This window comes from Nonomuraea wenchangensis (assembly GCF_900111685.1).
GTDB lineage: Bacteria > Actinomycetota > Actinomycetes > Streptosporangiales > Streptosporangiaceae > Nonomuraea > Nonomuraea wenchangensis.
In genome coordinates this window covers 454,098-477,268 of the sequence record NZ_FOHX01000003.1, presented here as the reverse complement: position 1 = coordinate 477,268, position 23,171 = coordinate 454,098, and the positions used below count along the sequence as shown (strand labels likewise).

Genomic DNA, 23,171 nt, shown 5'->3' with positions numbered 1-23,171 from the left:
CCTTCCCTCAGCTCAGTGGCTGCCGAAACTGATGGTAAGGATGGCCACCACAGGATGCGGATCCGCGCCCGCCTCTGTTGTGTATTCGTCGTGGTATTGGTAATCGACCCGCGCCTTGCTGGTGAGCTCATAGTGGTGCGTACGAGACCACCCAGGGCCACGCGGCCTGCCCGCAGCACCGCGCAGGATCGTGATGGACGCCAGCGCCGACGGCTTTCCCGGCTCCTGCGAGACGTGGTCCCAGAACTGCTGGGCCTGTTGCAGACCGACGCGTTCCTCCAGTTGACGGAAGTGCTGAAGGTAACGCCGATGCACGAGCACCCGGTATTGAGGCGCCGCGGCCGGCCGACCTCCCGGCCGACGGGCCGGACGCATCGGGTCATAGGAACTGGTCATCGGGGTGCGGGCGCCTCTACGAAGTCATCGGGGTCGTGGCGACCGAGGAGGATCGACCTCCTCAGCGGGTCCTCAAGCTGTCGCGCGGTGGTGCGCCACGCATGGATGAACTCGTCGAGGGCGGACGGATCCTGGTCGGAGTGGGCAGCGATGAGCACGGCGTGCAACTCGTCGACGAACTCTCGAAGGTCCTCGACCTCGAACACGCGCAACCACGCGAGGTCGCCCAGCTCAGAGACGCTGGGCTCGGCATCCCGACGGAGCAGGTCGTCCAGGCGCATGTGAGCGAGCGACCATTTGGCGATCTCCTCCAGCATGCGCAGTCGGCGTTCAGGAAGCATGACGAGGCTCGTGCTGTCCTTGTCGCGGATCTGAGCCAGGCCGTGCCGCGCCTGCTCCAGGATCTCCGTACGCCTGTTCGCGAGATCCGATGCTTGGAAGATCGTGTCGGTCACAGCAGCCCTCCGGTTGCCAGGATCATAGGTAGGATCCTACCCATAGGTTCAGGCGACGGGCGTAACTATTCAGTCAGGTCTTCGGCATGCGGAGGGGTGTTGGAGGAAGCTACGGAGCCGTTCGACGCGAACAAGATCCTGCTCTGCGAGGATCGCACGGGTTCGCGGACAAGCTGGCGGCTCACCAGTTTGCTGCGAGAGATGCAGGACGCCCTGCGCAGCCGCTTCACCACCACCGGTGATGAAGCCGTCAGATCCTTCGAAGGCGCCGCGGAGGAATTGGTGGAGCGGGGTCTCGATGCCGACGCCATCGTCCGCTACGGCATGCTCGGCGACGTCCTGGGTCCGGCCCTCGGCGTCTTACTGATCGACTACATCCTCCCGCCGTCCGCGAACTCGGACACCTCCGAAACAGGCGTGGACATCGACGGATGGCGGGCCCTGCTCCGCATTCCCGCCGTCGCGCCCAAGCGTGATGACGAGTTGACGGCGCTGGTGAAGGAGACCGCGCAAAAGGTTGCGCCCCGGCTCCTGGCCTGGGCAGGACACGCTGAGCTACGCAAGCTGATAAGCCTCGAAGTGCCCGGCGAGGACGAGTTCTGGTCGGGAGATCTCCCGCAGCCGACATACTCGCCTGTCGTCGTGCACTACCGCTGGCTCGTCGAGCGGCTCAGCGAGACCTACCTGAAGTCGTGGAGCATGTCCTCGCTGCTCCTCGAGTATCGCTATCGCAATGATCTGCAGCCGATGACGTTCCCCGCCTGGGTCATGGCAGAGCGCATCGTGTCGTACGCCGAGCTCACCGACGAGATCGCCCGCCGCACCGCGCTCGACTGGGAGCCGACGCCCTCGGAGCCACGGACCGAGTTCATGCTCGCCCAGATGAGCGACCGCGCGCGCCACCTGCTGGCGGAAGGGCGAGCCACTGAGGCGGCGGCGCTCTTCGAATTCGCGGTACAGCAGTGGCCCGACGACACCCCGTCGCGGAACAACCTGGGCTTCTGCCTGATACCAGTGGATCCTGCCCGCGCGCTTGGGCATCTACGCAAAGCGGCCCGTCAGGGCTACGCCCCGGCAGGAATCAACGTCCACAATCGGATGTGCTGTCACCTGGCACTGCACCGGCCCAGGGCCGCGCTCGAACTCGCCGCGCAGTGGTGGAGTTCGAGGGTTCCGGCCGAGGACGGTTGCCGCGGGACCCTGTGGAAGCCCTCGAACGAGGGGTGGCGATTGGAGAACCACGTGGCCGTCGCTCCAGCCGTCATCGAACTCGCGGTGCAGGCGGCGCGTACCCAGGGCTGGCACGACGAGGAGCACGCCTGGCAGGCCAGATCCGCGGACCTTGGCTGCGCCATGGAAGACCGCTGAGTGCCGCCGTACGGACGTGGAGCGCCGCTGTCCCCAGCCTGATGCAGGGCACTGACGGAACGGTCTCAAGGGGACTGAATGTCGGTGCACCCTGGCACGCTTTCCGAGCATGACGACCTTCGCCGACCTCGCCCGAGCCCATCTTCCCGCCGACACCGCCGACCGGCTGCTCGCGCTGTTACGTCCGGCGATCCAGCTGTCGATCGCTCAGGATGACCAGCCGGTGGTCGGGCGACTGGGCGGAGCCGCGGACCTGCCGGAAGGTGTGCCTTGGCCGGTCGGGCCGAGTTCGCGGCCGCTGTCGCTCGTCGCCACTCTCGACTGCGCACGACTGGCCAGGCATGAGGTCGACATCGAGCTGCCCGGGGACGGCGCGCTGCTGTTCTTCGTCGAGTTCGAGGGCGACGGCGATGCCGTGATCCATGTGCCCGCCGGGACGCCCACGCTTCGGCAGTCTGAAGGCTGGGCTCATCCGGAGGAGCTGCTCACCGCACGAACCGTGCTCACCTGGCCGGACAATGTCCAGCCGGAGCTCGCTGAAGCCTTTGGCGGCGACTTGGCGGCGTTCGAGGCGGTGTGGAGGCATGTGTCGGCCGGGCGGGAGTTCATGGAAGTGATCGGCGAGTACGAGCGACGCCACCATGGCTCACGGCACCAGGTCGGCGGCCACGCCATGGTGCTGCAGGTGCCGTTCGAGGCCGTTGCCGCCCAACGTCAGGGTGCGGGCTGGTACGGCGAGGAGTCGTTCCACGCCGAGGCCCGCCAGTGGGCGCTGCTCCTGCAACTGGACGAGACGGACCACATGATCTGGGGAGACGGGGCGCACCTCATCTGGGGCATACGCCGGGACCACCTCGCTGCCCGCGACTTCTCCAAGACCGTCTTCGACGTCCAAGGCCACTGAAGTCACGGGCGGCGGGACTTCACGACGTGCTCCCCTTTGCCGGGCTACTCCGCGTAGGGCTGGTCCGTGCCCTGGGCGCTGTAGCCGAGGCTCCAGATGTAGCCGTCCGGGTCGGCGAAGGTGCCGCCGTAGCCGCCCCACGGCAGAGCGCCGGCGGGCTTGAGCACCGTGGCGCCGGCCTTCTCGGCCTCGACCATGATCTCGTCGACCCGGGCCTCGCTGCGGACGACGTAGGTGAGGACAAGCCCGCTGAAGCCGCTGCCGTCCCGGCTCGTTCCCACCATGTCGGCGAGGCCGTCGCGGGCGTAGAAGCCGACAGGCGAGGCTCCGTCCGACTCGAAGAAGACCGAGATGCCGTAGTCGTTCTTGATCTTCCAGCCGAGGCCGTCCGTGTAGAACCGCTTGGCCCGCTCCATGTCCTGGACACCGAGCAGGATCGAGCTCACGTGCGCTTTCATGGTGTATCCCCTGTTCGTAGCGTATGGGACCGGATGTCACATCAGCGTGGATTCGCCGGTCATTTCGTATGACAGGCCGAGACGGAGGAATGTGACACATGGTCGAGCAGGACTGGCTGAGCGAGCGGTTCGCCGAGCATCGGGACCGCTTGCGCGCGGTGGCCCACCGGATGCTCGGCTCACCCGGCGAGGCCGAGGACGCGGTGCAGGAGACGTGGCTGCGGGTCAGCCGCGCCGACACCGGCCAGGTGGAGAACATGGCCGGCTGGCTCACCACGATCACGGCCCGGGTCTGCCTGAACATGCTTGAGGCACGCCGGTCCCGGCGTGAGGACTCGGTCGGCGCGCTGCCGCCCGAGCCGCCCCCGGACACTCGTCCGGCCGACCGGGCCGGCCCCGAGGACGAGGCGCTGCTCGCCGATTCGGTCGGTGTCGCGCTGATGGTGGTGCTGGACACGCTCACGCCCGCCGAACGGCTCGCGTTCGTCCTGCACGACGTCTTCGCCGTGTCGTTCGGCGAGATCGGCGCCATCCTCGACCGTTCCCCGGCCGCGGCCAGACAACTCGCCAGCAGGGCCCGGCGCCGGGTGCAGGGCGCGGCGGACGCGTCCGAGGCCGCACGGTCGGCGAAGCGGGACATCGTCGCCGCCTTCCTCGCCGCCTCCCGTAGCGGCGACTTCACCGCCCTGCTCGACCTGCTCGATCCGGACGCCGTGGCCCTTGAGGTCCGGGGCGCCCACGCGGTCGCGTCGTTCTTCGCCGGCCGAGCTCAGGCCGCCCGGCTCGCCCTGGTCGACGGCGTTCCCGCGGCCGTCTGGTCGCATCGCGGCCGGTCGAAGGCCGTCTTCACCTTCACCGTGAGCAACGGGAAGATCACCCATATCACCATCGACACCGACCCGGACCGGCTCCGGGACCTCGACATCGTCTTTCTCCACGCCGACGACAAGGAACGGCGATGAGCGGCCCTCACCGAGTACGCCGATGGGTCCGCATCCCCACGACCAGCAGGACGATCGCGCTGCCGTACCCGACCACCGGCAGCAGACGCCACAGCATCCACAGCACCCGTCCCTCCCAGCCCGCGCAGCCGAGCAGCATGAAGTACGAGAACGCCATGAACACCCAGTCGAGCCCGACCACCGCCACGACCAGAACGGCGAGCGACCCCACCGCAGTGCTGAGCGGCCACCTCGCCCAGGCGGCGACAAGGGCCGACAGCAGTGCGCTAACGGACGGCAGGCCGTTGAGGACCACCATGTGTTCGATCACGGGCTCACGCAGCCGGAGCCACGTCCACTGCAGATCGTCCCAAAGCTCCGCCAAGCCGAACGGAAGCGGGTAGTAGCCGGCGCAACCGGCAGCCCCGTCCCCCTCGAAGAAGGACGGCAGCCAGAGAGACAGGAAGCTCAGCACGCACATCACCAGCGCGGCCAGCCACCATCGCAGATGGCGACTACGGGGCATGGGGCTGCCTCTCTGTGCGCATGATCGACAGCGGCATTGTGCCCGCGACGCCGCCGCTCCGCCAGCGACTGCATCAACGGGCCGCCAAGCTGTTCGATCTCGGGCCCGCCGATGGATCAGAGCTTCGCCAGCAGGCTCAGGCCGCCCGGCTCGTCCTGGTCAACGGCGTTCCCTGTCACCCTCTTTGACGTGGTTGTGCCTGGATCCCGTTCTCCCTGGCCAGCCGCCGTACGTACGCGTCGGTGAACGGCGAGCGCGCGGCCACGTCGGTGGGACGCTTGCCGGCCTTGAGCGCCGTCACGATGCATTCGACCACGGCGTCACGCGACTTCTCGTGCGCCCGCTCCGTCTCGCGGTAACGGCGCGTGCTCTCCGCGAGCGCATCCAAAGGGTCGATGTCAGTCGCCATACGCAACAAGGTATCGAAAGGCTGTTGCGCCGCCGAGAGACAGGGGCTAACGTTGCCGATACAGAGTATCGATACTCTGTATCGATGGTAGGTCCCGCCCGGTGCACCACCACCCGACGGGACCTAGATCCACTTCCTGCGGATATCAGGAGACAGATCGTGGACAGAAATATACCTTCGGGACCGTGTGATCGCCTGGCATGGTGCCGCATTCGCCATCTGACCACAGAGACCAGCCGTGAACACATCAGCGAAAAGATGGACTTTTCAACCCCCACTCATGTGCTGACCCTTGTGTGCCGTCAAGAAGAACACAGGCACGCCCAACCCGCTGAACCGTCCATACGCATCACCTACGGACCCACCATCTCGAATTTGAGGCCCGCGTGGCTCGACCTCGCGTTGAGCGAGGCGGATTACCTCGCAGAGCTCCTCGGTCAACTCGCCTTCCACAACCCGGCCGGACTCATCGAGGCTCTGCACTCGCTCTCCAACGCCTGCAAGGGAAAGGAACAGAACTGGCATCAGCAGCGGACTTCCGCCTGATCACGCGGATGCGCATACGCGAGGCACGCATCCTGCTGGATCATAAAGAATGGTCGGGAGCATACTATTTGGCAGGATATGCGGTTGAGTGCGGACTCAAGGTGTGCATCGCACGCGAATTCCGCCAATACTGCATGCCGGATCTTCAGCTCGTCAAAGACGGACACACCCATGACCTCGCCAAGCTCGTCAACCTGGCCGACCTCAAGGGCGCGCTAGCCGTACAGGAAAGCTCCGATCCGGCCTTTGCCGCCAACTGGTCGATCGTCAAGGACTGGAACGAAAGCAGCCGCTATAGGGTCTGGAACGAGAGCGAGGCGAGGAACCTCTACAAAGCCATCAGCCAACGCGGACATGGGGTGCTTCCGTGGGTGAGACGAAACTGGTGAAGCGAGACATCGACGGCGGTGCCCGGCTGCTCCAGGAGTTGAACGACCGGGGCTTCCCCGTCAGCACCGCCCTGTGGGCACATCTGGTGGAAGCCGACGAGTGGCGCCTGATGATCGCGGTCCCGCCGCGCCTGGCAGCCTCGCGAGCGGAGGCCTACAGGCTCGTCCAGGCCGCCATGCTGGATCTCGAACTGGGCTTTCCCCTGAGCCGGACCACTGTGGTGAGCGACGAGGAGCGGTCCGTCCAGAGCCTACGCACGCTGGTAGAGGTCGACCAGAGCCACGCGGTCGGGCTCGCGTTCGGCGCGGCGCGGGTTTGCGGGCAGCAGGTCAGTGAGGGCTTCGTCTACTCCATGGAGGCGCTCACGTTCGAGCACCAGGTGTTCGCGGCGCTTCGCCGAATGGATGACCTGGGACGCGTCTTCGAAGCGGGCGGAAGCCGCCTGTTCCCTGACCAACCCAGAGAGGTGGACTTCGTCTTCAGCAACGCCAGGAAGATGGTCTTCATCGAAGTGGCGGCGCTGACGCGCAAGGTGGAGGAAAGTCGCCTCCGCGAGCTCATGGGATGGCACGCGCGGGTGGCGGACTCGTTCCCCGTCCCTGCGGCGCTGCTGGTCGTCGCCAGGAACGGGTTCAGCGAGCCGGCGCAAACGTACGCGGCGTCCCTGCGTTCCTCCCTCCGCCTCGTCACCTGGGGTACGAGGAACGATGCCGCCGCGCTTCGGGAAGGCATCGCGGAGCTGCTGAACGCAGGAGACGACGCACGTGATTGACGGGACTTGCGTAAGCTGCAAGCTACGTCTCAGGTTACGCAACAGCCGCCACCCGTCTTGCTTCCACTGCTATGCGCTCCGTTTCAGGGGGAGCTGCTGGCCTGGCTTTTCTGCACCCAGGCGAGGACGACGGCGAAGGCGGCCGGAGCGTGTTCGCGCGCCGGCCGCACCCGGAAGGTGGTCGAGGCGGTCTGGCGCACGGAGCCTGGAGCGTCGCGCGCTACCACACGACATCACGCTCACATCAGGGCCTCGGCCAGGAGGACGATGCCGAAGATGGCGAAGGCGGCCGCGGCGCCGTAGCGGATGGCCTTCTCCGGGAGGTGGCGGCCGAGCATGCGGCCCACGAGGATGGCGAGGGCGTCGGCGGCCACCATGCCGACCGTCGAGCCGATCCAGGTGCCGACCCAGCCGTGCTGCGTGGCCAGGGTGATCGTGGCCAGCATGGTCTTGTCGCCCAGCTCGCTCAGGAAGAACGCCACGGTCACCGCGATCAGCGCGTTCCTGGTGGTGCGCTGGGCCTTCTTGGACTCGTCCTCGGTCAGCTCGTCGCCGCGCAGCGTCCACACGGCGAAGCCGAGGAATGCCACGCCGGCCACGATGGAGATGGCCGTGGTCGGGAGGGCGCTGCCGAGCAGGCCGCCCACGGCGACGCTCAACAGGTGTACGACGGTCGTCGCGATGGTGATGCCCAGGAGCACGGTGGAGGTCTTGAAACGGGTGGCGAAGGTCATCGCCATGAGCTGGCTCTTGTCGCCGAGCTCGGCCACGAAGATGGCGACGAGACTGATCCAGAACGCTTCCAACGGTCCTCTTCCGCGCAAACCGGACCGGAAGCATTGAGCCAGGGGATTTCGGGCACGACGGCTTCGGCCCGGCAGCGTCTTGTCCGTGATGAACTGACTGCCAGGCCGAAGGTCTCGTCCGCCTCACGAAGAAAGGCCCGCGTGACCGGGCGCCGCGAGCGGCGCCAGCGTGTCGACCACGCGATTGGGACTACTCCCCTTCGGTGTTACCAACACACCTTAACAGCCTCGTCAAGGCGACTATTCCCCCAGCGCGCAGCCGACCAGGACCGGCTCGTTGACCAGGGTCACGCCGAACTTCTCGCGTACGCCGTCGCGCACCTCGCGGGCCAGCGCCAGCAGGTCGGCGGCGGTGGCGGCGCCGGACGGGTTGGTCAGGGCGAGGGTGTGCTTGGTGGAGATGCGTACGGGCCCGCGCGCGTAGCCCTTGGGGAAGCCGGCCTGCTCGATGAGCCAGGCGGCGGGCACCTTGCGCGCGCCGCCCGGCATCTCCCAGCCGGGGTGGCCGGGGGCGCGGACGGCCAGCTCGGCGGCCTCCTCCGGGGTGAGGACCGGGTTGGTGAAGAACGAGCCGGCGCTGCGCGTGTCGGGGTCGTCAGGGTCGAGGACCATGCCCTTGCCGCGCCGCAGCGCGAGCACCGCCTCCCTGGCCTCCTCCAGCGGCACCCGGCCGCCGGGCTCGACGTCCAGCCGCCGGGCCAGCTCCTCGTAGCGCACGGGGCCGGAGCGGTCGGAGAGCTCCAGCGCGTACGTCACCGCCAGCACGACGTAACGGGCGGGATCGCGCTTGAACATGCTGTCGCGGTAGGCGAAGCCGCACTGCCTGGCCTCGAGGTCGACGACGTGCCGGGTGCGCCGGTCGTAGGCGCGTACGCACCACACGGTGTGGGCGACCTCCTGCCCGTAGGCGCCGACGTTCTGGATGGGCGTGGACCCGACCAGGCCCGGGATGCCGGACATGCACTCGATGCCCGACCAGCCCTCCGCCACGGCCCGCCGCACCAGCGCGTCCCAGTCCTCGCCCGCCTCGGCGGTGACGATCAGCTGCTCGCCGTCGCGGGAGAAGGACACACCCTGGGTGGCCACCTTGACCACGAGCCCGTCGAAGCCCTCGTCGGCGACCACGACGTTGCTGCCGCCGCCGAGCACGAGCGTGGGCTCGGCGGCCGCGTCGGCCTCGGCGATCAGGGACACGAGCTGCTCCGCCGTGGTCACTTCGGCGAAGTCACGGGCGGGGCCGCCCAGGCCCAGCGTGGTGTACGGCGCGAGCATCTCCATGAGCCACTAGCTTAGGAGGCCCCCGCCATGCCCGGGACTCCCCCGCCTGATCACCCTCTGGTCAGCCGCAGGGCGCCGTCGTAGTTGCGCCGGGCTTCGCGGTCGGCGTAGTCGGCGGGCACGTCGTGGGCGCTCAGCCGCACCAGCGGCGGCGTACCCTCGGGCACGACCAGCTCGCCGCGCAGGCCGAGCGAGAGCGCCAGGTCGGCGTTGCGGACGTAGTGCGCGTCCTCGGGGAGCGCGCTCAGCGCCGCCTGCCGCCGCACGGCGACGATCTCACCGGTCAGCGCCTGGACCCGGCCGGGTCCGGCCTCGCGCAGGCCGTCGTCGTAGAGGTCCGCGCCGTGCCAGCCGGCCGCCGCCGCGCCCTCGGCGATGGCGGCGAGCAGCGGGGTCAGCGCGTCGCCGCGCAGCGCGACGGAGGTCTCCATGAGCACGTGCACGTCCGAGTCGTCGAGGCGCAGCAGCTTGGCCCGGCTCTCGCCCCAGGTCGCGGTGCCGCCGCGCCAGTGCGGCCGCTCGGCCACCCGCCAGAGCGTGACCCGCTCCGGATGCCGCTCGGCCAGCCCGGCCAGTACGTCGCCCGCGCCGTCCACGTCGCCGAGGTCCAGGGCGAGCACCTTGACGTGTGTGTGGTCGAGCAGCGACTCGACGCACGCGCGTACGTCCTGCGGCCAGCCGTCCACCAGCAGGCTCACGGCGGCCGTGACGTCCTGGGTCTCCACGCGCTGGCGCTCGGCGTTCAGTCCGGCGTCGTCGAGCCGGTTGGTGGCGAGGGTGCCGTCCCAGATGCGCTGGGCGTGCAGGAGCTCGTCGCCGTGGTCGCCGTGCTGCCCCGGGTCGCCGGAGAAGCCCAGCTCGGCGGCCGGGTTGAGGCGGGCGTGCGTGCCCCGGGGGTGCGCGCCCGCCGTGCCCACGCCCGTCGCCGGCGAGCCGCCGCCGCCCGTGCCGCCGTGCCCGGCGGCGGCGCCGCCCGATGTGTCGCGTCCCGTGCCCGCGCCGCCCGCCACCTGCTCCGGACGTGCCGGTCGCAGCCGCCCGTGCGGCTTGGCGTCGGTCACGGCGGAGACGGGGATCGACCGGACCGAGGGCCATACCTGTCGCGCAGCTTCAGTCATAGGCAAACGGGTACCCGAGCGTCGCCCGATTTATCATGAAATGTCAGTCGAGCTGGACGACCGCCCGCGCCTTCGACAGCACCTTGGCGTCCCCGGCCCTCGCGGTCAGCCCGATGACCACCCGCCGGTCCTCCAGCTTTTCTTCCACGACGCCGCTGACGGAGATCGTCGCGCCCTGGTCGTCGTCCGGCACGACCACCATGGACGAGAACCGCACCCCGAAGTCCACCACCGCGCCAGGATCGCCCGCCCAGTCCGTCACGAACCGCCCGGCCTGCGCCATCGTGAACATGCCGTGCGCGATGACGTCGGGCAGCCCGACCATCTTGGCGAAGCGCTCGTTCCAGTGGATCTGGTTGAAGTCGCCGGAGGCGCCGGCGTACATCACCAGGTTGAGCCGGCGCACGTTGTAGTCGACGGCCGGGATCTCCTGCCCGACCTCCACCTCGTCGTACTTCACCGTCGCCGCCATCAGCCCGCCCCTCCGCGCTCGACGATCGTGTTGTAGGTGACGCAGACCGGCTCGCCCTCGACGGTCGTGACCTCGCTGCGCACGGTCAGCAGCTCGTTGCGCCCGGCGGAGCGGATGTCGGTGATCGTGGCGGTGGTGACGAGCTGGTCGCCCGCGCAGATCGGGCGTACGTACTCGAACCGCTGCTCGCCGTGGACCACCATGGCGAAGTTGAGCCCGAGGTCGGGGTCGGCCAGGGCCTCGCCGCCGCTCTGGAGGCTGAAGACGATGGGGAACGTGGGGGGCGCGATCACGTCGCGGTAGCCGGCCGCGCGGGCCGCCGCCTGGTCACGGTAGAGCGGGTTGCCGTCGCCGATCGCCGCCGCGAACTCCCTGATCTTCACCCGGCTGACCTCGTAAGGGGCGCTGGGCGGATAGCTCCTGCCCACGAAGTCACGGTTCAAGGCCATCAGTGCTCCCTCGCATGTCCGTCATCCGAGCGCTGCTGAGGCCGACGCTAACAGAACAAGGTTCGGCTGTCGTCGCGGATGGCCGGGTTTTTACGCGAACGCGAGCGGTGCCTAAACACGACAAACCGGCGCCCGCGATCGGGACGCCGGTTGTGCGTGAACAGAGGTTGGGGTGCCCCCCGGCGAGCCGCTATCGGGTCTCGCGGTGCGCGCGGTGGCAGCGGCAGTTGGGGCAGTACTTCTTCAGCTCAAGCCGATCCGGGTCGTTGCGCCGGTTCTTCCGCGTGATGTAGTTGCGGTGCTTGCACTCCTGGCAGGCCAGCGTGATCTTCGGCCTAACGTCGGTGGCAGCCACTGGGGAGTGCCTTTCTACGTTCGGGATATGGACATACCCATGCCCAGGTCAGGTGACCTGGGGCTGGGCAGTAGCGGAGGCCGGACTTGAACCGGCGACACAACGATTATGAGCCGTTTGCTCTGCCAGACTGAGCTACTCCGCCTTTGGGCCGGTGTGAACCCGGCCCCGTAGAGGATACCCGAAGCGGGACCAGAGTCGTAACGCACCTGATCGGGCAAGGGTGGAACCAGTATGCATCAACAACCCCGATAGCAGAAATCCTATTCCCCGCCGGGGTCCGCTCTGCACACTTTCGTGATCAGGGACTGGCACCATCGCCTGCCATGAAACGCATGATCATCATCACCCTGTCCGCCGGCGGCGCGCTGTTGCTGGCCCCCCTGCCCGCCCAGGCGGCGGCCCCCAAAGACCCCGTACGCGCGCTGAAGGCCAAGCTCGTCGCCGGCCACGGCGTCCGCTTCACCGAGACCACCACCCTGGTCGACGGCTCGGACAAGCAGGTGCTGCAGCGCCGTACCGGCACCTTCCAGTTCAGCAGGAAGGGGGTCGCCGCCGCCGACATCACGGCCAAGGACCGCAGGGAGACCGTCCCCGAGCGGGTCATCACCATCGGGAAGGTCTCCTACCTGTCCGGCGGCCTCTGGGCGGAGAAGCTTCCCGAGGGCAAGCGGTGGTATCGCACCGGCGGCCTGCGGGGCGGCGGCGCCGGCTTCTACGGCCAGGTGATCAACCCGGTCGAGCCGAGCACGCTGGCCGCCTTGGTGAAGAAGGGCAAGCGGGCCGGGAACACGCTGACCGGCACGATCACCTTCAAGGAGCTGGACAAGGTCTCGCCGTGGTTCGGGGCCTCGATCCCGCTCCGCTTCCACGACGACACGAAGGTCTCCTACCGCCTCACCCTGAGCGGCGCGGGCCTGGTCACCAAGGTGAGCAGTTCGTACGCCGCCACCGGCGTCTTCGACACCTCGGGCTTCGAGGGCAAGACGATGACCATCGACACCCGCTTCACCTCGTGGGGCAAGCGGGTGTCCATCAAGGCCCCGGCCCCCGCCACGGTGTCCACGAAGGTGGACGACTGACGCGCATTGGCCGCGAACGGACCGCACGAAACACGAACGCCCGGCTCCGAGTGATCTCGGACCGGGCGTTTTTCCTTGTCAGACTGGGAGCCCCCAAACGGAATCGAACCGTTGACCTTCTCCTTACCATGGAGACGCTCTGCCGACTGAGCTATAGGGGCCTGTCCGGCGCTGCGGACAGGTGTAACCATACACGGCACTCAGCGATGACGCGAACTGATCCGGGCCTCGGCGATCTTTCCTGGTCCGGCCCGCCGCGCGGCCAGCTCGACGACCTCACAGAGGTCGGCCAGCTCGACGTGCCGGGCCACCTCGGCCACGGACACGCAGTCGGCGACCACCCGGCCGTGCCTGCGCACACGGAGCACCTGACGCCCGCCCCGCACGGCGCCCACGACGTCGTATCCGTCGAGACCGACCCATCGCCTTTCCATAGCCGCACAGAGTAGCCTCCGGGTCTCTCAATTTCCGCGCGCCACAGACGTCCCGCTCAGTAGCGGTAGAAACCGGCTAGGTCCTTCCGGCCGGCGAGCCGGTCGACGCGGACCCGCGCGCCGGTCTCCGGGGCGTTCATCATCAGGCCGCCGCCCAGGTAGACGCCGACGTGGTGGGTCCGTACGGTGTCGCCGGCGATGACGCCGAAGAAGACGAGGTCGCCGGGGAGAGGGGCGGAGCGGACGCGGTGCATGCGGCGTACGTGGTCGTCGGTGTTACCCGGCCCGAGCACGTCGCGGCCGTGCGCGAGGGCGTACACCCAGCGGGTGAAGCCCGAGCAGTCCAGCCCCCTCGTACGGGCGGCCGGGCAGGGCCGGATCCGGCCCTGGTAGCCCTGGCAGGTGCCGGTGGACGGCCCGGGGGCCTCGGCGTGGCCGCCGCCCCACGAGTACTCGACGCCGAGCCGTCCGAGCTCGTACGCCAGCCGCACGACGCGCGGCTGCGTCCAGGTCGAGACCGGCACGGACGCGACCAAGGTCAGTGCGAGAAGCAGCGCCGTCAGCGGGGCCAGGGCCGTGCGGCGCCGCCCGCTCATAACGTCTCCGTCCCCCCGAAATGGCCAGGTTTCGGAACTTATGGTGCCTTATCGGACTTTGATGGTGAACTTCGTCGTCCCGACGGTCACGTTCATGCCCACCGTCCCCCGGGCCCGGCGCGGCTTGGTGGTGAACGTCAGCGTCACCTTCGACCCCCGCGCGACCTCGGCGACCGTGCAGCGCACCGCCGTGCCGCTCACCCGGCAGCCGTCCGGCGCGCCGACCACCCGCTGCCCGCCGAACGTCCGGGCCGCGACCTTGACGTCCGTGACCGGGTAGGGGCCGGTGTTCCTGAGCGTCACCGTGTAGGACCTGCGACTCTTCGCGGCCGCCGCGACCGAGATCTCGGCCGGCGGGTTGGCCAGGGCCTTGAGGTCGTCCTCGGTGCCGTTGAAGACGTCGCCGCCCCCGGCTAGCGGCCCCTTCTCCGCCGACTGCCAGAAGGTGTGGGACGTCCAGCTCTTCGGCAGCTCACCGGGGTCGGCGCCCCAGCGGGCCAGCCACAGCGGGTGGGCGGCGAAGGCCGCCGAGTCGCCGGTGCACGTCCGCCACCAGCTCGTGGTGGTGTAGATGATCGCCTGGAGGCCGGTGCGCTGTTTGTAGCGCTTCGTGAACGCCTTCAGCCAGGCGACCATGTCCTTCGTGGACAGGCCGTAACAGGAGTTCTTGCCGTTCTTGTCGCGGTACGGATTGTCCTCGACATCGAGCACTCCGGGCAGGGTGCGGCCGTCCGCGATCCAGTCGCCGCCGTTCTGCAGGAAAAAGTCGGCCTGCGTAACCCCATCGGATTCATGCGGTTGCGCGAAGTGATAGGCCCCGCGATACAGACCGGCCGACGCGGCGCCGCCGAACTGCGCGTCGAATACCGGATTGCGGACGTTCGTGCCCTCGGTGAGCTGCACGAACGCGAACTTCCCGCCCCCTTCTGCGACATTCGCCCAGTCGATCTCGCCGGTCCAGTTGCTGACGTCGACCCCGGCCACCCCGTCGGCCGCGGACGCGGTCCCCCAGCTCCCCATAATCCCCGAAACCGCGATTACCGCTAATAGCCCCAGTCGTTTCACGCGGATGATCCTTACGAGGTCTGACAGAACTCCGCAAGGCCGGGAATATCAATAAATCGCATCAGGTCGCCCGCCAGCACCCCGGCGAGGCGCAGCCGAAATCGGCGCCAGGAAGCCGGGAAACCGCACGTCAGAGGCGCTGAAATCACTCGCCGCGACACCCCGCGCCACGTGGTGTTTCCGCAGGTCAGAGCCGTATATGAACGTCACATTCGCGTTTGCCAAAGCCGCTTCTCTCTGCACAAACTGGTGCGGATCCCGATCAACCGAGCCCCCGACCAGGGGTTTCTTCGTCATGCCCGCAGGAGACCGACCGCCATGATCCATGCCCGGGCGCTGACCCGTACGTTCAAAGTCAAGAAGGAGAGGGTGGAGGCCGTGCGCGGCCTCGACCTCGACGTCGAGGCCGGACAGCTCACGGCCTTCCTCGGCCCGAACGGCGCGGGAAAGTCGACCACCCTCCGCATCCTCACCACCCTCCTGCCCCCGACCTCCGGCACCGCCACGGTGGCCGGGCACGACGTGGCGACCGAGCCGGCCGCCGTGCGCGCCCGCATCGGCTACGTCGGCCAGCGCAGCAGCGCCGGCGAGGAGTTCCGCGTCCGCGACGAGCTGGTGACCCAGGGCCGCTGCTACGGTCTGCGCCCCAGGGAGGCCGCCGCCCGCGCCGACGAGCTGCTCGACCTGCTCGACCTCGCCCCGCTGGCCAAGCGCACGCCAGGCACGCTCTCCGGCGGCCAGCGCCGCCGCCTCGACCTCGCGATCGGCCTCGTCCACCGCCCCGACCTGCTCTTCCTCGACGAGCCCTCGACCGGGCTGGACCCGAAGAGCCGCGCCGAGATCTGGCAGCACATCCTCCGGCTGCGCGAGGCGTACGGGACGACGCTGTTCCTCACCACCCACTACCTGGAGGAGGCCGACACCATGGCCGAACGGGTGGTGATCATCGACAACGGCCGGGTCATCGCCGACGGCACCCCGGAGCAGCTCAAGAACGACCTGGCCGGCGACCTCGTCACGCTCACCACGGGCACCGCGGACGACGCCGCGCGGGCCGCCGCGGCCGTCGGCGGCACGGCGGAGGGCACGACCGTGCGCCTGCGGGTCCCCAACGCCGCCGCCGCGATGCCCGAGTGCCTGCGCACCCTCGACGCGAAGCTGGTCGAGGTCGTCACGGCCGAGACCACCCGCCCCACCCTCGACGACGTGTTCCTCGCCCTGACAGGAAGAAGCCTTGCCGATGACGACATTCCTGCGTGACACCGCCACCGTCTTCTCCCGCGAGGTGCGGCCCGCGCTGCGCAACCCGGTGGCGCTGGTGTTCGAGATGGGGCAGCCGCTGCTGTTCCTGTTCCTGTTCGGGGCGCTGCTGGACGGCGCGGTCGGCTCGTCGTGGCAGTGGTTCGTGCCGGGGATCCTCGTGATGATGTGCCTGACCGGGCCCATGTCCTCCGGCTACTCGCTGCTGGTCGAGCTGATCGGCGGCTCGATGGAGCGGCTGATGGTGACGCCGCTCAGCCGGACGGCGATGCTGGTCGGGCGGGCGCTCAAGGCTCTCGTGCTGCTGCTGGTCCAGGCCGTGCTTATCATCCTGATGGCGATCCCGCTGGGCTTCGAGCTGCACGCGGCCGGGGTGCTCGCGGGGCTGGCCCAGCTCGTGGTCTTCGGGGTGGGGCTGGGGGCGTTCTCGTTCGTGCTGGCGCTCAGGTCGGCCCCGGGCGGCACGCTGTTCTACGTGGTCAGCCAGTCGATCCTGTTCCCGCTGCTGCTGCTGTCGGGCGTGCTGCTGCCGCTGGAGAGCGCCCCGGCGTGGCTGCGGGCGATCGGGCAGGTGAATCCGGTGACGTACGTCGTGGACGCGCAACGGGCGTTGTTCGCCGGCGACCTCGCCGACCCGTCGGTCGTGTACGGCACCGCCTCCGCCTGTCTGATCGCCGCGGCCGGCCTCGCCCTGGGCGTCAGGGCGATGCGCAAGGGCTTGATCAGGGGCTGATCGCGAGGAACAGGAACGCCGCGAACAGCACCAGGTGCAGCCCGCTCTGCATGAGCGTGGCCCGCCCCGGCACGACGGTGAGCGTGGAGACGACCACCGTCAGCGCGAACAGCACCATGTGAGTGCCGCCGAGCCCCAGGAACAGCGGCCCGTCGAGCCAGATCGAGGCCACCGCTATGGTCGGGATGGTCAGCCCGATGCTGGCCATCGCCGAGCCGTGCGCCAGGTTCAGGCTGATCTGGACCTGGTCACGGCGGGCCGCCCGGACGGCGGCGATGGTCTCGGGGAGCAGGACCAGCAGCGCGATCGCGACGCCGACGACGGCCTGCGGCAGGCCGGCCGCCGACACGGCCGCCTCGATCACCGGTGACTCCACCTTGGCCAGCCCGACCACCGACACCAGCGCGACCAGCAGCAGGCCGAGGCTGGCCAGGGCGGTGCGGCCGGAGGGCCGGGGCGCGTGCTCCTCGGGGTCGGGGGGCGCGCCGTCCCTGGCGACGGGCAGGAAGTAGTCGCGGTGGCGGACCGTCTGCGTGACGACGAAGAGGCCGTACAGCGCGAGCGAGACCACCGCGGCGAAGCCGAGCTGCGGGCCGGAGAAGGCCGGTCCCCCTTCGCTCGTGGTGAACGTCGGCAGCACCAGGCTCAGCGTGCTGAGCGTGGCCACGGTGCCCAGCGCTTTGCCCGTGCCCTCGGCGTTGAACGCCGCGGTCCGCCGTTTCAGCGTGACGGTGAGCAGGGAGAGTCCCACGATGCCGTTGCAGGTGATCATCACGGCGGCGAAGACGGTGTCGCGGGCCAGCGTGGCCGTCTGGTCGCCGCCGGAGATCATGAGGCTCACGATGAGCGCCACCTCGATCACCGTGACGGCCACGGCGAGCACGAGCGAGCCGAAGGGTTCGCCGACGCGGTGGGCGATGACCTCGGCGTGGTGCACGGCGGCGAGCACCGCGCCGGCCAGGAGGAGCGCGAGGACGAGTACGAGCGGGCCGGCCGGTTCGCGGCCCCAGGAGAGCCCGAGCGAGAGCAGCGCCAGGGCGGGGATGAGTACGGTCCACAGTCGCGCGACGTTACGGATCAGGTACAGGGTGTGCCCCCAGCATTGTGGACGGAACGGACTTATCGCCCCAATAATGCCTTGACATCCCCATTGCTTTGACATGAAAGTGTCCTGGTGTCCCACTTGATCGCGACGAGGATCGTGCCGTGGATCCCCGTGGCGCACCGCCTTGACGTCATCCGCACCGGTGAGACGCCACCTCTCGAATCGACCACGTCCGCGTTCGTCCTCGTCGCCGACGGGCTCGGCAGGACCCTCATGACGTACGTCGACAGGGAGGGCCGCGGCTGGGACATCCCCGGCGGTCACCTGGAGCCGGGCGAGAGCGCCGTCGAGGCGGCGGTCCGCGAGCTGCGCGAGGAGACCGGGCTGAGCCTGCCGGCCGCCGCGCTGACCGCCTTCGCCTGGCAGCGCATCGAGCTGCTGGAGCCGCCGCCGGCCGGCTACCGCTACCCGTCACTCGCCCACATGGCCGTGTTCCGCGCCGTCCTGCCCGGCCCCGGCGCTCCCACCGCGCCGCCCCCCGGCTCCGAGAGCACCCGCGCCGAATGGCTGGCGCGCGAGGAGATCGCGCGGGTGTGCCCCGATCACGTCTGGCGGGTCCTCATCTAGAGGGACCTGGCCCGCTCCAGGTCGTCGGAGCGGTACATCCGCTCAGGAATGGTGGCCAGGGTCGACGGGTGGACCTGCGGCCCCAGCCCGTACAGCTTCTGGAAGCTCATGATGAGCGGACGCCAGGCGTCGGGGTCGATGTGGTCGTCCGTGCCGGCCAGCCTGATCCCCTCGTGCGCCCACACACGCTGCACCCGTACCTCGAAGGCGAGCGTGCCGCCGCCCTCGCCGATCGGGTGGACCGCCTCGACCACGGTCTCCATGGCGACCGGGCACTCGGCGGCCCGCGGCGGCGCGACCGTCTCCGACGGCACCGGCGTCAGCCCCGCGCGGCCGAACTTGTCCGCGACATGCCGGTAGCCCCGCTCCCACTTGCGCTCGGGGACGGGGTCGCTGCCGGTCGTCAGCGCCAGCCGGTCCACGGCCGGGGCCAGGGCGTCGGACGGCAGATTGAGCACGCACTCGCGGGTGCGCAGCAGGTTCTGCGCCGTCTTGGCGCGCGCGCCGAGCCCCAGCAGGCCGCGCCAGCCGAGCCAGAAGGCGGACGACATCGGGGCCAGGTTCGGGGAGCCGTCCTCGTTGAGTGTCGAGATGAGCACGACCGGGGTGCCGAAGTAGAGGATGTTCGGCTCGATGCGGGCGTGCTCGCCGGCGATGGTGGTGGCGGTAGTGGCGGTAGTGGTGGTGTCGCTCATGCGTCCCACTGTCGCGACCGGTCACCGCCGCGCGCTGGCGGCGATCGGACGTTTCAGCGGGAGGGTCCGGTGGGCTCGGGGCGGTCCGGCGTCGGGCCGGAGGCGCCCCGGGCGCTCACTGCTGGTGGCCATCCGGCGGCGGCGCGAACTGGCCGTAGCGGACGTCACGGGTCGGGTCGGCGGGGTGCTGGCCGGGCCGGCCGTACTGGTCGTAGTGGCCCTGCTGACCGTAGTTGCCCTGCTGGTCGTAGTGGCCGGGCTGGCCGTAGTTGCCCTGCTGGCCGTACTGGCCGGGCTGGCCGCCGGGGCCGTACTGGGGGCCGGGGCCGTACTGCGGGCCGGAGCCCTGCTGGGGGCCGGGGCCGTACTGCGGGCCTGAGCCGTACTGGGGGTCGTACTGCGGGCCGGGGTTGTACTGCGGGCCGGAGCCGTACTGGTGGTCGTGGCCGTTGACGTGCTGACCCTGACCCGCGCCGGCCGGGAGCTGATGCTGCTGCCACGGGGGCGAGGGCACCGCATTGTACGCGGGCTGCGCCGGCGGACCGTAGGAGACGCCGGGCCGCTTGCGCCGCGTCAGCAGCCGGACCAGCACCAGGGCCAGCACCAGGACGACCAGCACGCCGCCGCCGATCAGCACCCACATCATCATGGGCTTGGGCGACTCGTCCTTGCCCGCCGAGATCGCCGTCTGCGACTCGCTGATGTACTTGGCCACGTACGGGTGGTTCGGGAAGAGCGCCTGCACCTCGCGGAACTTCGGCAGGGCGTCCTCGAAGTAGTTGCGGAAGTAGTCGTTCAGCGCCTCGTTGTAGCGCGTGGTCGTGGTCGCCTGGGCGGCCTTGATGTTCTTCTCGCCGAGCTTCTCCTTGATGATGCTGACGGGCAGCACGAAGCTCTCGCTCTCCGACGCCTCGCCGCCCTCGCTCACCGTGCCCGCGATCAGCATGCCGATGACCTTGCCGTCCTTGCTGAACACCGGGCCGCCGGAGTTGCCGTGGTAGGACGGGGCCTGGGTCTGGATGTACGGCACGCCGGTCTGCGTGGAGCGCTTGGCGTTGTAAGGCCCCTCGGTCAGCGCCGGCTCCAGCTTCGACTCCAGGCTGAAGAACGGCGTGTTCGTGACCAGGCCGGGGAAGCCGCTGATGTAGAGCGTGTCACCGGTGCGCACGTCGGCGTCCTCGCCGAGCGGCACGGTCGGCAGGTTCTGCTGCCCGTTCACCTTGAGCAGCGCGAAGTCCTTGCCCGGGTAGCTCTCGCCCACCGAGACCAGCTCGGCGGGGACCGCCTTCGCGGTCTTGTCCACGCCGCCGCCGGGCAGGCTCTGCAGCACCGACAGGCTCTGCTTGAGCCCGCGCAGCCGCATGTGGGTGCTGTTGAAGGTGATGTAGATCTGCTGGGCGAGCTTGACCATCTCCTCGTCGGCCTCGATGCCCTGGAGGCCCTTGATGATCTCCTTCGCGTCCTGCTCGTTGAACTTCTTCAGCGCCTGCTGCGCGAAGAGCTGGTTGAGCTCGGTGTCGCCGACCTGGACGCAGTGCGCGCCGGTGACCATGTAGCCGTCCGGGGTGACCCACCAGCCGGTGCACATGCCGCCGACCTCGGCCTCGACCGTACGCTCCGGGGTGGTCTCGACGAGGTAGGTGTCCACGTTGGCGGCGATGCGCTGGAAGAGCCACTTGGCGATGCTGCGCTCGTCGGACGGGATCTTGCCGTTCTGCACGGCGATGACGGCCTGCTGGGTCAGCTGCTGGAAGGCGTTCTCGTTGATCGTGCTCGTCGGGACGGCGACGGTGCCGGTGTAGGAGAAGCTGGTCAGCTGGACCGCCGGCTGCGTGCGCGCGGCCAGCCAGGTGCCGACGGGGATGTCCGGCCGCTGGTCGGGCGACTCGTCGGCCGCCGCGGGGGCCGCGGGCAGCGCGACCGCCAGGACGACCGCCGTACTCGCGGCGATCTTCGCGAAGGTTTTTCTGAAATATCCGCTCACGGTCGGCCATGGTGCGCGATCGCTCTTGTCCATGGCTTGGAGCCGACTTGGGAACCAAGACGGCGGGCGGATCAGGGCGCGGACGGATCAGGTCGCGGGCGGCGGGGGCGCGTTCACCACATCGTAGAGCGCGTGGAAGAGCGGCCAGGTGAGCGCGGCCATCCGGGCGGGCGGTTCGGGGCAGCCGCGCTGCAGCCAGTCGGCCGCGACGCCGTAGATCGCGCCCGCCGTGAACGCGGCCGGCACGTCGTGCGCCTCGCGGACGCGCTCGCGTACGCCGTCGGTCAGCCGGCGGCGGATGTGGTCGGCCACCCGCGCGCTGCCCTGCGGCCCGAGCAGGCTGCGGTAGAGCCCGGCGTGCTCGGCCAGGCTCGCGAAGAACGCCTCCAGCGACCGGGTGGCCTCCCCCTGGAGGTCGGCCGAGTCGGGGCGGGGCGTGGGCAGCGACCTGGTCAGGCCGTCGATCATCGCGGTGCAGGCGGCCTCGGCCAGCTCGTGGACGTCGCGGTAGTGGTCGTAGAAGGCCGTGCGGCTCACGCCGGCGCGCTCGGCCACGTCGGAGACGCCGATCCTGGACAGCTCCCGCTCCTCGACCAGCGTCAGGAGGGCGCGGGCCAGGGCCGACCGCGTACGGAGGACCCGCCGGTCCATGGACGGGGTTCTGCTGTCTTTCATGCCGGACACATATAGCAGTTTACCTTTAGCTGACATGTGTCAGTTAACTTGCAGTTGTAAGGTACTGTGGTCAAGTCCGACCGTCGGGAAGGATCATCGCGAGATGCGCATTTGTGCAGGTCAAGCCAGCGTACGCGAGCGGGGAGAGGCCCTGTGGACGTTCTGATCGTCGGCGCGTCCGCCGCCGGGCTGAGCACCGCCGAGGCGCTGCGCCGGCTCGGCCACGACGGCCGGCTGACGCTGCTGGACGCCGAGCCCCACCTCCCCTACGACCGGCCGCCGCTGTCGAAGCAGGTGCTGGCCGGAGCCTGGGAGCCGGAGCGCGCCCGGCTGCGCGGCCAGGCCCAGCTCGACGCCCTGGAGGCGGAGTTCGTCCGGGGCGAGCGCGCCGTGTCGCTGGACGTCGCCGGGCGCGCGGTCACCACCGCCTCGGGGCGCGTCCTGCGCGCCGACGCCGTGGTCCTCGCCACCGGACTCACCCCGTGCCGGCTGCCGGGTCAAGGCGGCCTCGCGGGGGTGCACGTGCTGCGCGGCCTGGACCACGCGCTCACCCTGCGCGCCCACCTGACCGCCGGCACCCGGCTCGTGGTCGTCGGCGAGGGCGTGCTGGGCGGCGAGATCGCCGCCACCGCCCGCGGCCTCGGCCTGGAGGTCACCCTCGCCGGCCTCGGCCCGGCCGTGCTCGGCGACCAGCTCGGCCCGTTCGTCAGCGGCCTGCTCACCCGTACGCACGCCGGCCGCGGCGTCCGGCTGCGGCTCGGCGTCGCGGTGGAGGGCCTGGAGGGCGAGGGCGGCCGGGTCACCGGCGTGCGGCTGGCCACCGGCGAGACGCTGCCCGCCGACGTCGTCGTGGTCGCCGTCGGCTCCCGCCCGGCCACCGGCTGGCTCGACGGCAGCGGCCTCGCCCTGGGCGACGGCGTGGAGTGCGACTCCCGCTGCCGCGCCGCCGAGGGCGTCTACGCGGTCGGCGACGTAGCCTCCTTCCACCACGAGGAGCTCGGCAGGCGGCTGCGCCTGGAGAACCGCACCAACGCCACCGAGCAGGCCCAGACGGTCGCGGCGAACGTGCTCGGCGCGGACCGCCCGTACACCCCGATCCCCTACTTCTGGACCGACCAGTACGACGTCAAGATCCAGGCCCACGGCCTGCCGTCGCCCGCGGCCGAGGTGACCGTCACCGAGGGCGACCCCGAGCAGCACCGTTTCGCCGCCCTCTACCGGGAGGGCGGCCAGGTCACCGCCGTGCTCGGCTGGAACATGCCCAAACAGGCCCGTCTGCTGCGCCAGCAGGTCCTGGTCCAGCCGCTCACGACCGCGTGACGACGTTTCCAC

The 23,171-nt window shown here is 69.7% G+C and carries 30 protein-coding genes and 2 tRNA genes; 12 read left to right on the top strand and 20 right to left on the bottom strand.

Annotated features, from left to right (window positions below; all coding sequences use genetic code 11):
- Positions 1 to 12: 12 nt before the first annotated feature.
- Together BMW85_RS10905 and BMW85_RS10900 are read right to left on the bottom strand one after the other, a co-directional pair.
- Positions 13 to 396 (bottom strand): hypothetical protein, encoded by a 384-nt coding sequence (locus tag BMW85_RS10905; RefSeq protein ID WP_143082214.1) that lies wholly within the window; start codon positions 394 to 396, stop codon positions 13 to 15.
- Positions 393 to 851: a hypothetical protein gene (locus tag BMW85_RS10900; protein ID WP_091080052.1), complete on the bottom strand. Its 459-nt coding sequence runs from the start codon at positions 849 to 851 to the stop codon at positions 393 to 395. The genes BMW85_RS10905 and BMW85_RS10900 overlap by 4 nt, the downstream gene beginning before the upstream one ends.
- A 99-nt stretch (positions 852 to 950) precedes the next feature.
- Here BMW85_RS10900 and BMW85_RS10895 point away from each other — a divergent pair, with 99 nt between their 5' ends.
- Both BMW85_RS10895 and BMW85_RS10890 read left to right on the top strand, forming a co-directional pair.
- Complete coding sequence (locus BMW85_RS10895; RefSeq protein WP_143082213.1) at positions 951 to 2,219, top strand: hypothetical protein; 1,269 nt, start codon at positions 951 to 953, stop codon at positions 2,217 to 2,219.
- A gap of 109 nt (positions 2,220 to 2,328) precedes the next feature.
- Positions 2,329 to 3,123: a YwqG family protein gene (locus BMW85_RS10890; protein WP_091080046.1), complete on the top strand. Its 795-nt coding sequence runs from the start codon at positions 2,329 to 2,331 to the stop codon at positions 3,121 to 3,123.
- Between the two features lie 44 nt (positions 3,124 to 3,167).
- Here BMW85_RS10890 and BMW85_RS10885 read toward each other — a convergent pair whose 3' ends face one another.
- A complete protein-coding gene (locus BMW85_RS10885; protein ID WP_091080044.1) occupies positions 3,168 to 3,581 on the bottom strand; it encodes a VOC family protein in 414 nt (137 codons plus the stop codon).
- Positions 3,582 to 3,679: 98 nt separating this feature from the next.
- Between BMW85_RS10885 and BMW85_RS10880 the strand changes: the two genes are divergently transcribed.
- Entirely contained in the window at positions 3,680 to 4,543 is an 864-nt protein-coding gene (locus tag BMW85_RS10880) for a sigma-70 family RNA polymerase sigma factor (protein WP_091080042.1), read from the top strand.
- 7 nt (positions 4,544 to 4,550) lie between these two features.
- On the opposite strand, the gene BMW85_RS10875 is transcribed toward BMW85_RS10880, so the two are convergent.
- Positions 4,551 to 5,048, bottom strand: coding sequence for a hypothetical protein (locus tag BMW85_RS10875; protein WP_143082212.1), 498 nt, complete (start codon positions 5,046 to 5,048; stop codon positions 4,551 to 4,553).
- Between the two features lie 20 nt (positions 5,049 to 5,068).
- Between BMW85_RS10875 and BMW85_RS49455 the strand changes: the two genes are divergently transcribed.
- Positions 5,069 to 5,236, top strand: a complete 168-nt coding sequence (locus BMW85_RS49455; RefSeq protein WP_177240601.1) for a hypothetical protein — start codon at positions 5,069 to 5,071, stop codon at positions 5,234 to 5,236.
- Here BMW85_RS49455 and BMW85_RS10870 read toward each other — a convergent pair.
- Positions 5,224 to 5,457, bottom strand: a complete 234-nt coding sequence (locus BMW85_RS10870) for a hypothetical protein (RefSeq protein ID WP_091080038.1) — start codon at positions 5,455 to 5,457, stop codon at positions 5,224 to 5,226. The genes BMW85_RS49455 and BMW85_RS10870 overlap by 13 nt on opposite strands.
- A 159-nt stretch (positions 5,458 to 5,616) precedes the next feature.
- On the opposite strand from BMW85_RS10870, the gene BMW85_RS48295 reads away from it, so the two are divergent.
- The 3 genes from BMW85_RS48295 to BMW85_RS10860 are packed head-to-tail and all read left to right on the top strand — an operon-like array spanning position 5,617 to position 7,165.
- A complete protein-coding gene (locus BMW85_RS48295) occupies positions 5,617 to 6,003 on the top strand; it encodes a hypothetical protein (protein WP_143082211.1) in 387 nt (128 codons plus the stop codon).
- Between the two features lie 8 nt (positions 6,004 to 6,011).
- The gene (locus BMW85_RS10865) at positions 6,012 to 6,392 is read left to right on the top strand and encodes a DNA-binding protein (RefSeq protein WP_143082210.1); all 381 of its coding nucleotides are present in this window, start codon (positions 6,012 to 6,014) and stop codon (positions 6,390 to 6,392) included.
- Positions 6,371 to 7,165, top strand: a complete 795-nt coding sequence (locus BMW85_RS10860; RefSeq protein WP_143082209.1) for a hypothetical protein — start codon at positions 6,371 to 6,373, stop codon at positions 7,163 to 7,165. Before BMW85_RS10865 ends, BMW85_RS10860 begins: the two co-directional genes overlap by 22 nt.
- 239 nt (positions 7,166 to 7,404) lie before the next feature.
- Here the strand turns inward: BMW85_RS10860 and BMW85_RS10855 are convergent, their stop codons facing one another.
- The 7 genes from BMW85_RS10855 to BMW85_RS10825 form a co-directional block, all read right to left on the bottom strand.
- Complete coding sequence (locus BMW85_RS10855) at positions 7,405 to 7,971, bottom strand: TMEM165/GDT1 family protein (RefSeq protein ID WP_091080034.1); 567 nt, start codon at positions 7,969 to 7,971, stop codon at positions 7,405 to 7,407.
- Between the two features lie 240 nt (positions 7,972 to 8,211).
- Positions 8,212 to 9,249: a UDP-N-acetylmuramate dehydrogenase gene (locus BMW85_RS10850; protein ID WP_091080032.1), complete on the bottom strand. Its 1,038-nt coding sequence runs from the start codon at positions 9,247 to 9,249 to the stop codon at positions 8,212 to 8,214.
- 50 nt (positions 9,250 to 9,299) lie between these two features.
- Positions 9,300 to 10,310: a hypothetical protein gene (locus tag BMW85_RS10845; protein WP_091080030.1), complete on the bottom strand. Its 1,011-nt coding sequence runs from the start codon at positions 10,308 to 10,310 to the stop codon at positions 9,300 to 9,302.
- A gap of 100 nt (positions 10,311 to 10,410) precedes the next feature.
- Positions 10,411 to 10,839 carry a MaoC family dehydratase gene (locus BMW85_RS10840; RefSeq protein WP_091080027.1) on the bottom strand — a complete coding sequence of 143 codons (429 nt, stop codon included), beginning with the start codon at positions 10,837 to 10,839 and terminating at the stop codon, positions 10,411 to 10,413.
- Entirely contained in the window at positions 10,839 to 11,288 is a 450-nt protein-coding gene (locus tag BMW85_RS10835) for a MaoC family dehydratase N-terminal domain-containing protein (protein ID WP_091080026.1), read from the bottom strand. The genes BMW85_RS10840 and BMW85_RS10835 overlap by 1 nt, the downstream gene beginning before the upstream one ends.
- A 190-nt stretch (positions 11,289 to 11,478) precedes the next feature.
- Positions 11,479 to 11,643 carry a 50S ribosomal protein L33 gene (rpmG, locus tag BMW85_RS10830; protein ID WP_019632658.1) on the bottom strand — a complete coding sequence of 55 codons (165 nt, stop codon included), beginning with the start codon at positions 11,641 to 11,643 and terminating at the stop codon, positions 11,479 to 11,481.
- A 71-nt stretch (positions 11,644 to 11,714) separates the two neighbouring features.
- Positions 11,715 to 11,788, bottom strand: a tRNA-Met gene (locus tag BMW85_RS10825).
- Positions 11,789 to 11,978: 190 nt separating this feature from the next.
- On the opposite strand from BMW85_RS10825, the gene BMW85_RS10820 reads away from it, so the two are divergent.
- Positions 11,979 to 12,725, top strand: coding sequence for a hypothetical protein (locus BMW85_RS10820; RefSeq protein WP_091080023.1), 747 nt, complete (start codon positions 11,979 to 11,981; stop codon positions 12,723 to 12,725).
- 88 nt (positions 12,726 to 12,813) lie between these two features.
- Here the strand turns inward: BMW85_RS10820 and BMW85_RS10815 are convergent.
- From BMW85_RS10815 to BMW85_RS10800, 4 genes are all read right to left on the bottom strand, one after another.
- A tRNA-Thr gene (locus tag BMW85_RS10815) sits at positions 12,814 to 12,886 on the bottom strand.
- Between the two features lie 39 nt (positions 12,887 to 12,925).
- Positions 12,926 to 13,159, bottom strand: coding sequence for a transposase (locus BMW85_RS10810; RefSeq protein ID WP_091080021.1), 234 nt, complete (start codon positions 13,157 to 13,159; stop codon positions 12,926 to 12,928).
- Positions 13,160 to 13,215: 56 nt separating this feature from the next.
- Positions 13,216 to 13,755 (bottom strand): C40 family peptidase, encoded by a 540-nt coding sequence (locus tag BMW85_RS10805; protein ID WP_091080018.1) that lies wholly within the window; start codon positions 13,753 to 13,755, stop codon positions 13,216 to 13,218.
- A 48-nt stretch (positions 13,756 to 13,803) separates the two neighbouring features.
- Complete coding sequence (locus BMW85_RS10800; protein WP_091080015.1) at positions 13,804 to 14,775, bottom strand: GH25 family lysozyme; 972 nt, start codon at positions 14,773 to 14,775, stop codon at positions 13,804 to 13,806.
- A gap of 363 nt (positions 14,776 to 15,138) precedes the next feature.
- Here BMW85_RS10800 and BMW85_RS10795 point away from each other — a divergent pair, with 363 nt between their 5' ends.
- The gene (locus tag BMW85_RS10795; RefSeq protein WP_091080013.1) at positions 15,139 to 16,080 is read left to right on the top strand and encodes an ATP-binding cassette domain-containing protein; all 942 of its coding nucleotides are present in this window, start codon (positions 15,139 to 15,141) and stop codon (positions 16,078 to 16,080) included.
- Complete coding sequence (locus tag BMW85_RS10790; protein WP_091080011.1) at positions 16,061 to 16,813, top strand: ABC transporter permease; 753 nt, start codon at positions 16,061 to 16,063, stop codon at positions 16,811 to 16,813. Before BMW85_RS10795 ends, BMW85_RS10790 begins: the two co-directional genes overlap by 20 nt.
- On the opposite strand, the gene BMW85_RS10785 is transcribed toward BMW85_RS10790, so the two are convergent.
- Positions 16,803 to 17,975 carry a calcium:cation antiporter gene (locus BMW85_RS10785; RefSeq protein ID WP_177240600.1) on the bottom strand — a complete coding sequence of 391 codons (1,173 nt, stop codon included), beginning with the start codon at positions 17,973 to 17,975 and terminating at the stop codon, positions 16,803 to 16,805. The genes BMW85_RS10790 and BMW85_RS10785 overlap by 11 nt on opposite strands.
- 12 nt (positions 17,976 to 17,987) lie before the next feature.
- On the opposite strand from BMW85_RS10785, the gene BMW85_RS10780 reads away from it, so the two are divergent.
- Positions 17,988 to 18,485: an NUDIX domain-containing protein gene (locus tag BMW85_RS10780; RefSeq protein ID WP_143082208.1), complete on the top strand. Its 498-nt coding sequence runs from the start codon at positions 17,988 to 17,990 to the stop codon at positions 18,483 to 18,485.
- On the opposite strand, the gene BMW85_RS10775 is transcribed toward BMW85_RS10780, so the two are convergent.
- From BMW85_RS10775 to BMW85_RS10760, 3 genes are all read right to left on the bottom strand, one after another.
- Positions 18,482 to 19,180: a flavin reductase family protein gene (locus tag BMW85_RS10775; RefSeq protein ID WP_177240599.1), complete on the bottom strand. Its 699-nt coding sequence runs from the start codon at positions 19,178 to 19,180 to the stop codon at positions 18,482 to 18,484. The genes BMW85_RS10780 and BMW85_RS10775 overlap by 4 nt on opposite strands.
- Before the next feature lie 115 nt (positions 19,181 to 19,295).
- A complete protein-coding gene (locus BMW85_RS10765) occupies positions 19,296 to 21,164 on the bottom strand; it encodes a S1 family peptidase (RefSeq protein WP_245774720.1) in 1,869 nt (622 codons plus the stop codon).
- An 87-nt stretch (positions 21,165 to 21,251) separates the two neighbouring features.
- Entirely contained in the window at positions 21,252 to 21,839 is a 588-nt protein-coding gene (locus BMW85_RS10760) for a TetR/AcrR family transcriptional regulator (protein ID WP_091080009.1), read from the bottom strand.
- Between the two features lie 153 nt (positions 21,840 to 21,992).
- On the opposite strand from BMW85_RS10760, the gene BMW85_RS10755 reads away from it, so the two are divergent.
- Positions 21,993 to 23,159 carry an NAD(P)/FAD-dependent oxidoreductase gene (locus BMW85_RS10755; protein WP_091080007.1) on the top strand — a complete coding sequence of 389 codons (1,167 nt, stop codon included), beginning with the start codon at positions 21,993 to 21,995 and terminating at the stop codon, positions 23,157 to 23,159.
- Positions 23,160 to 23,171 lie beyond the last annotated feature (12 nt).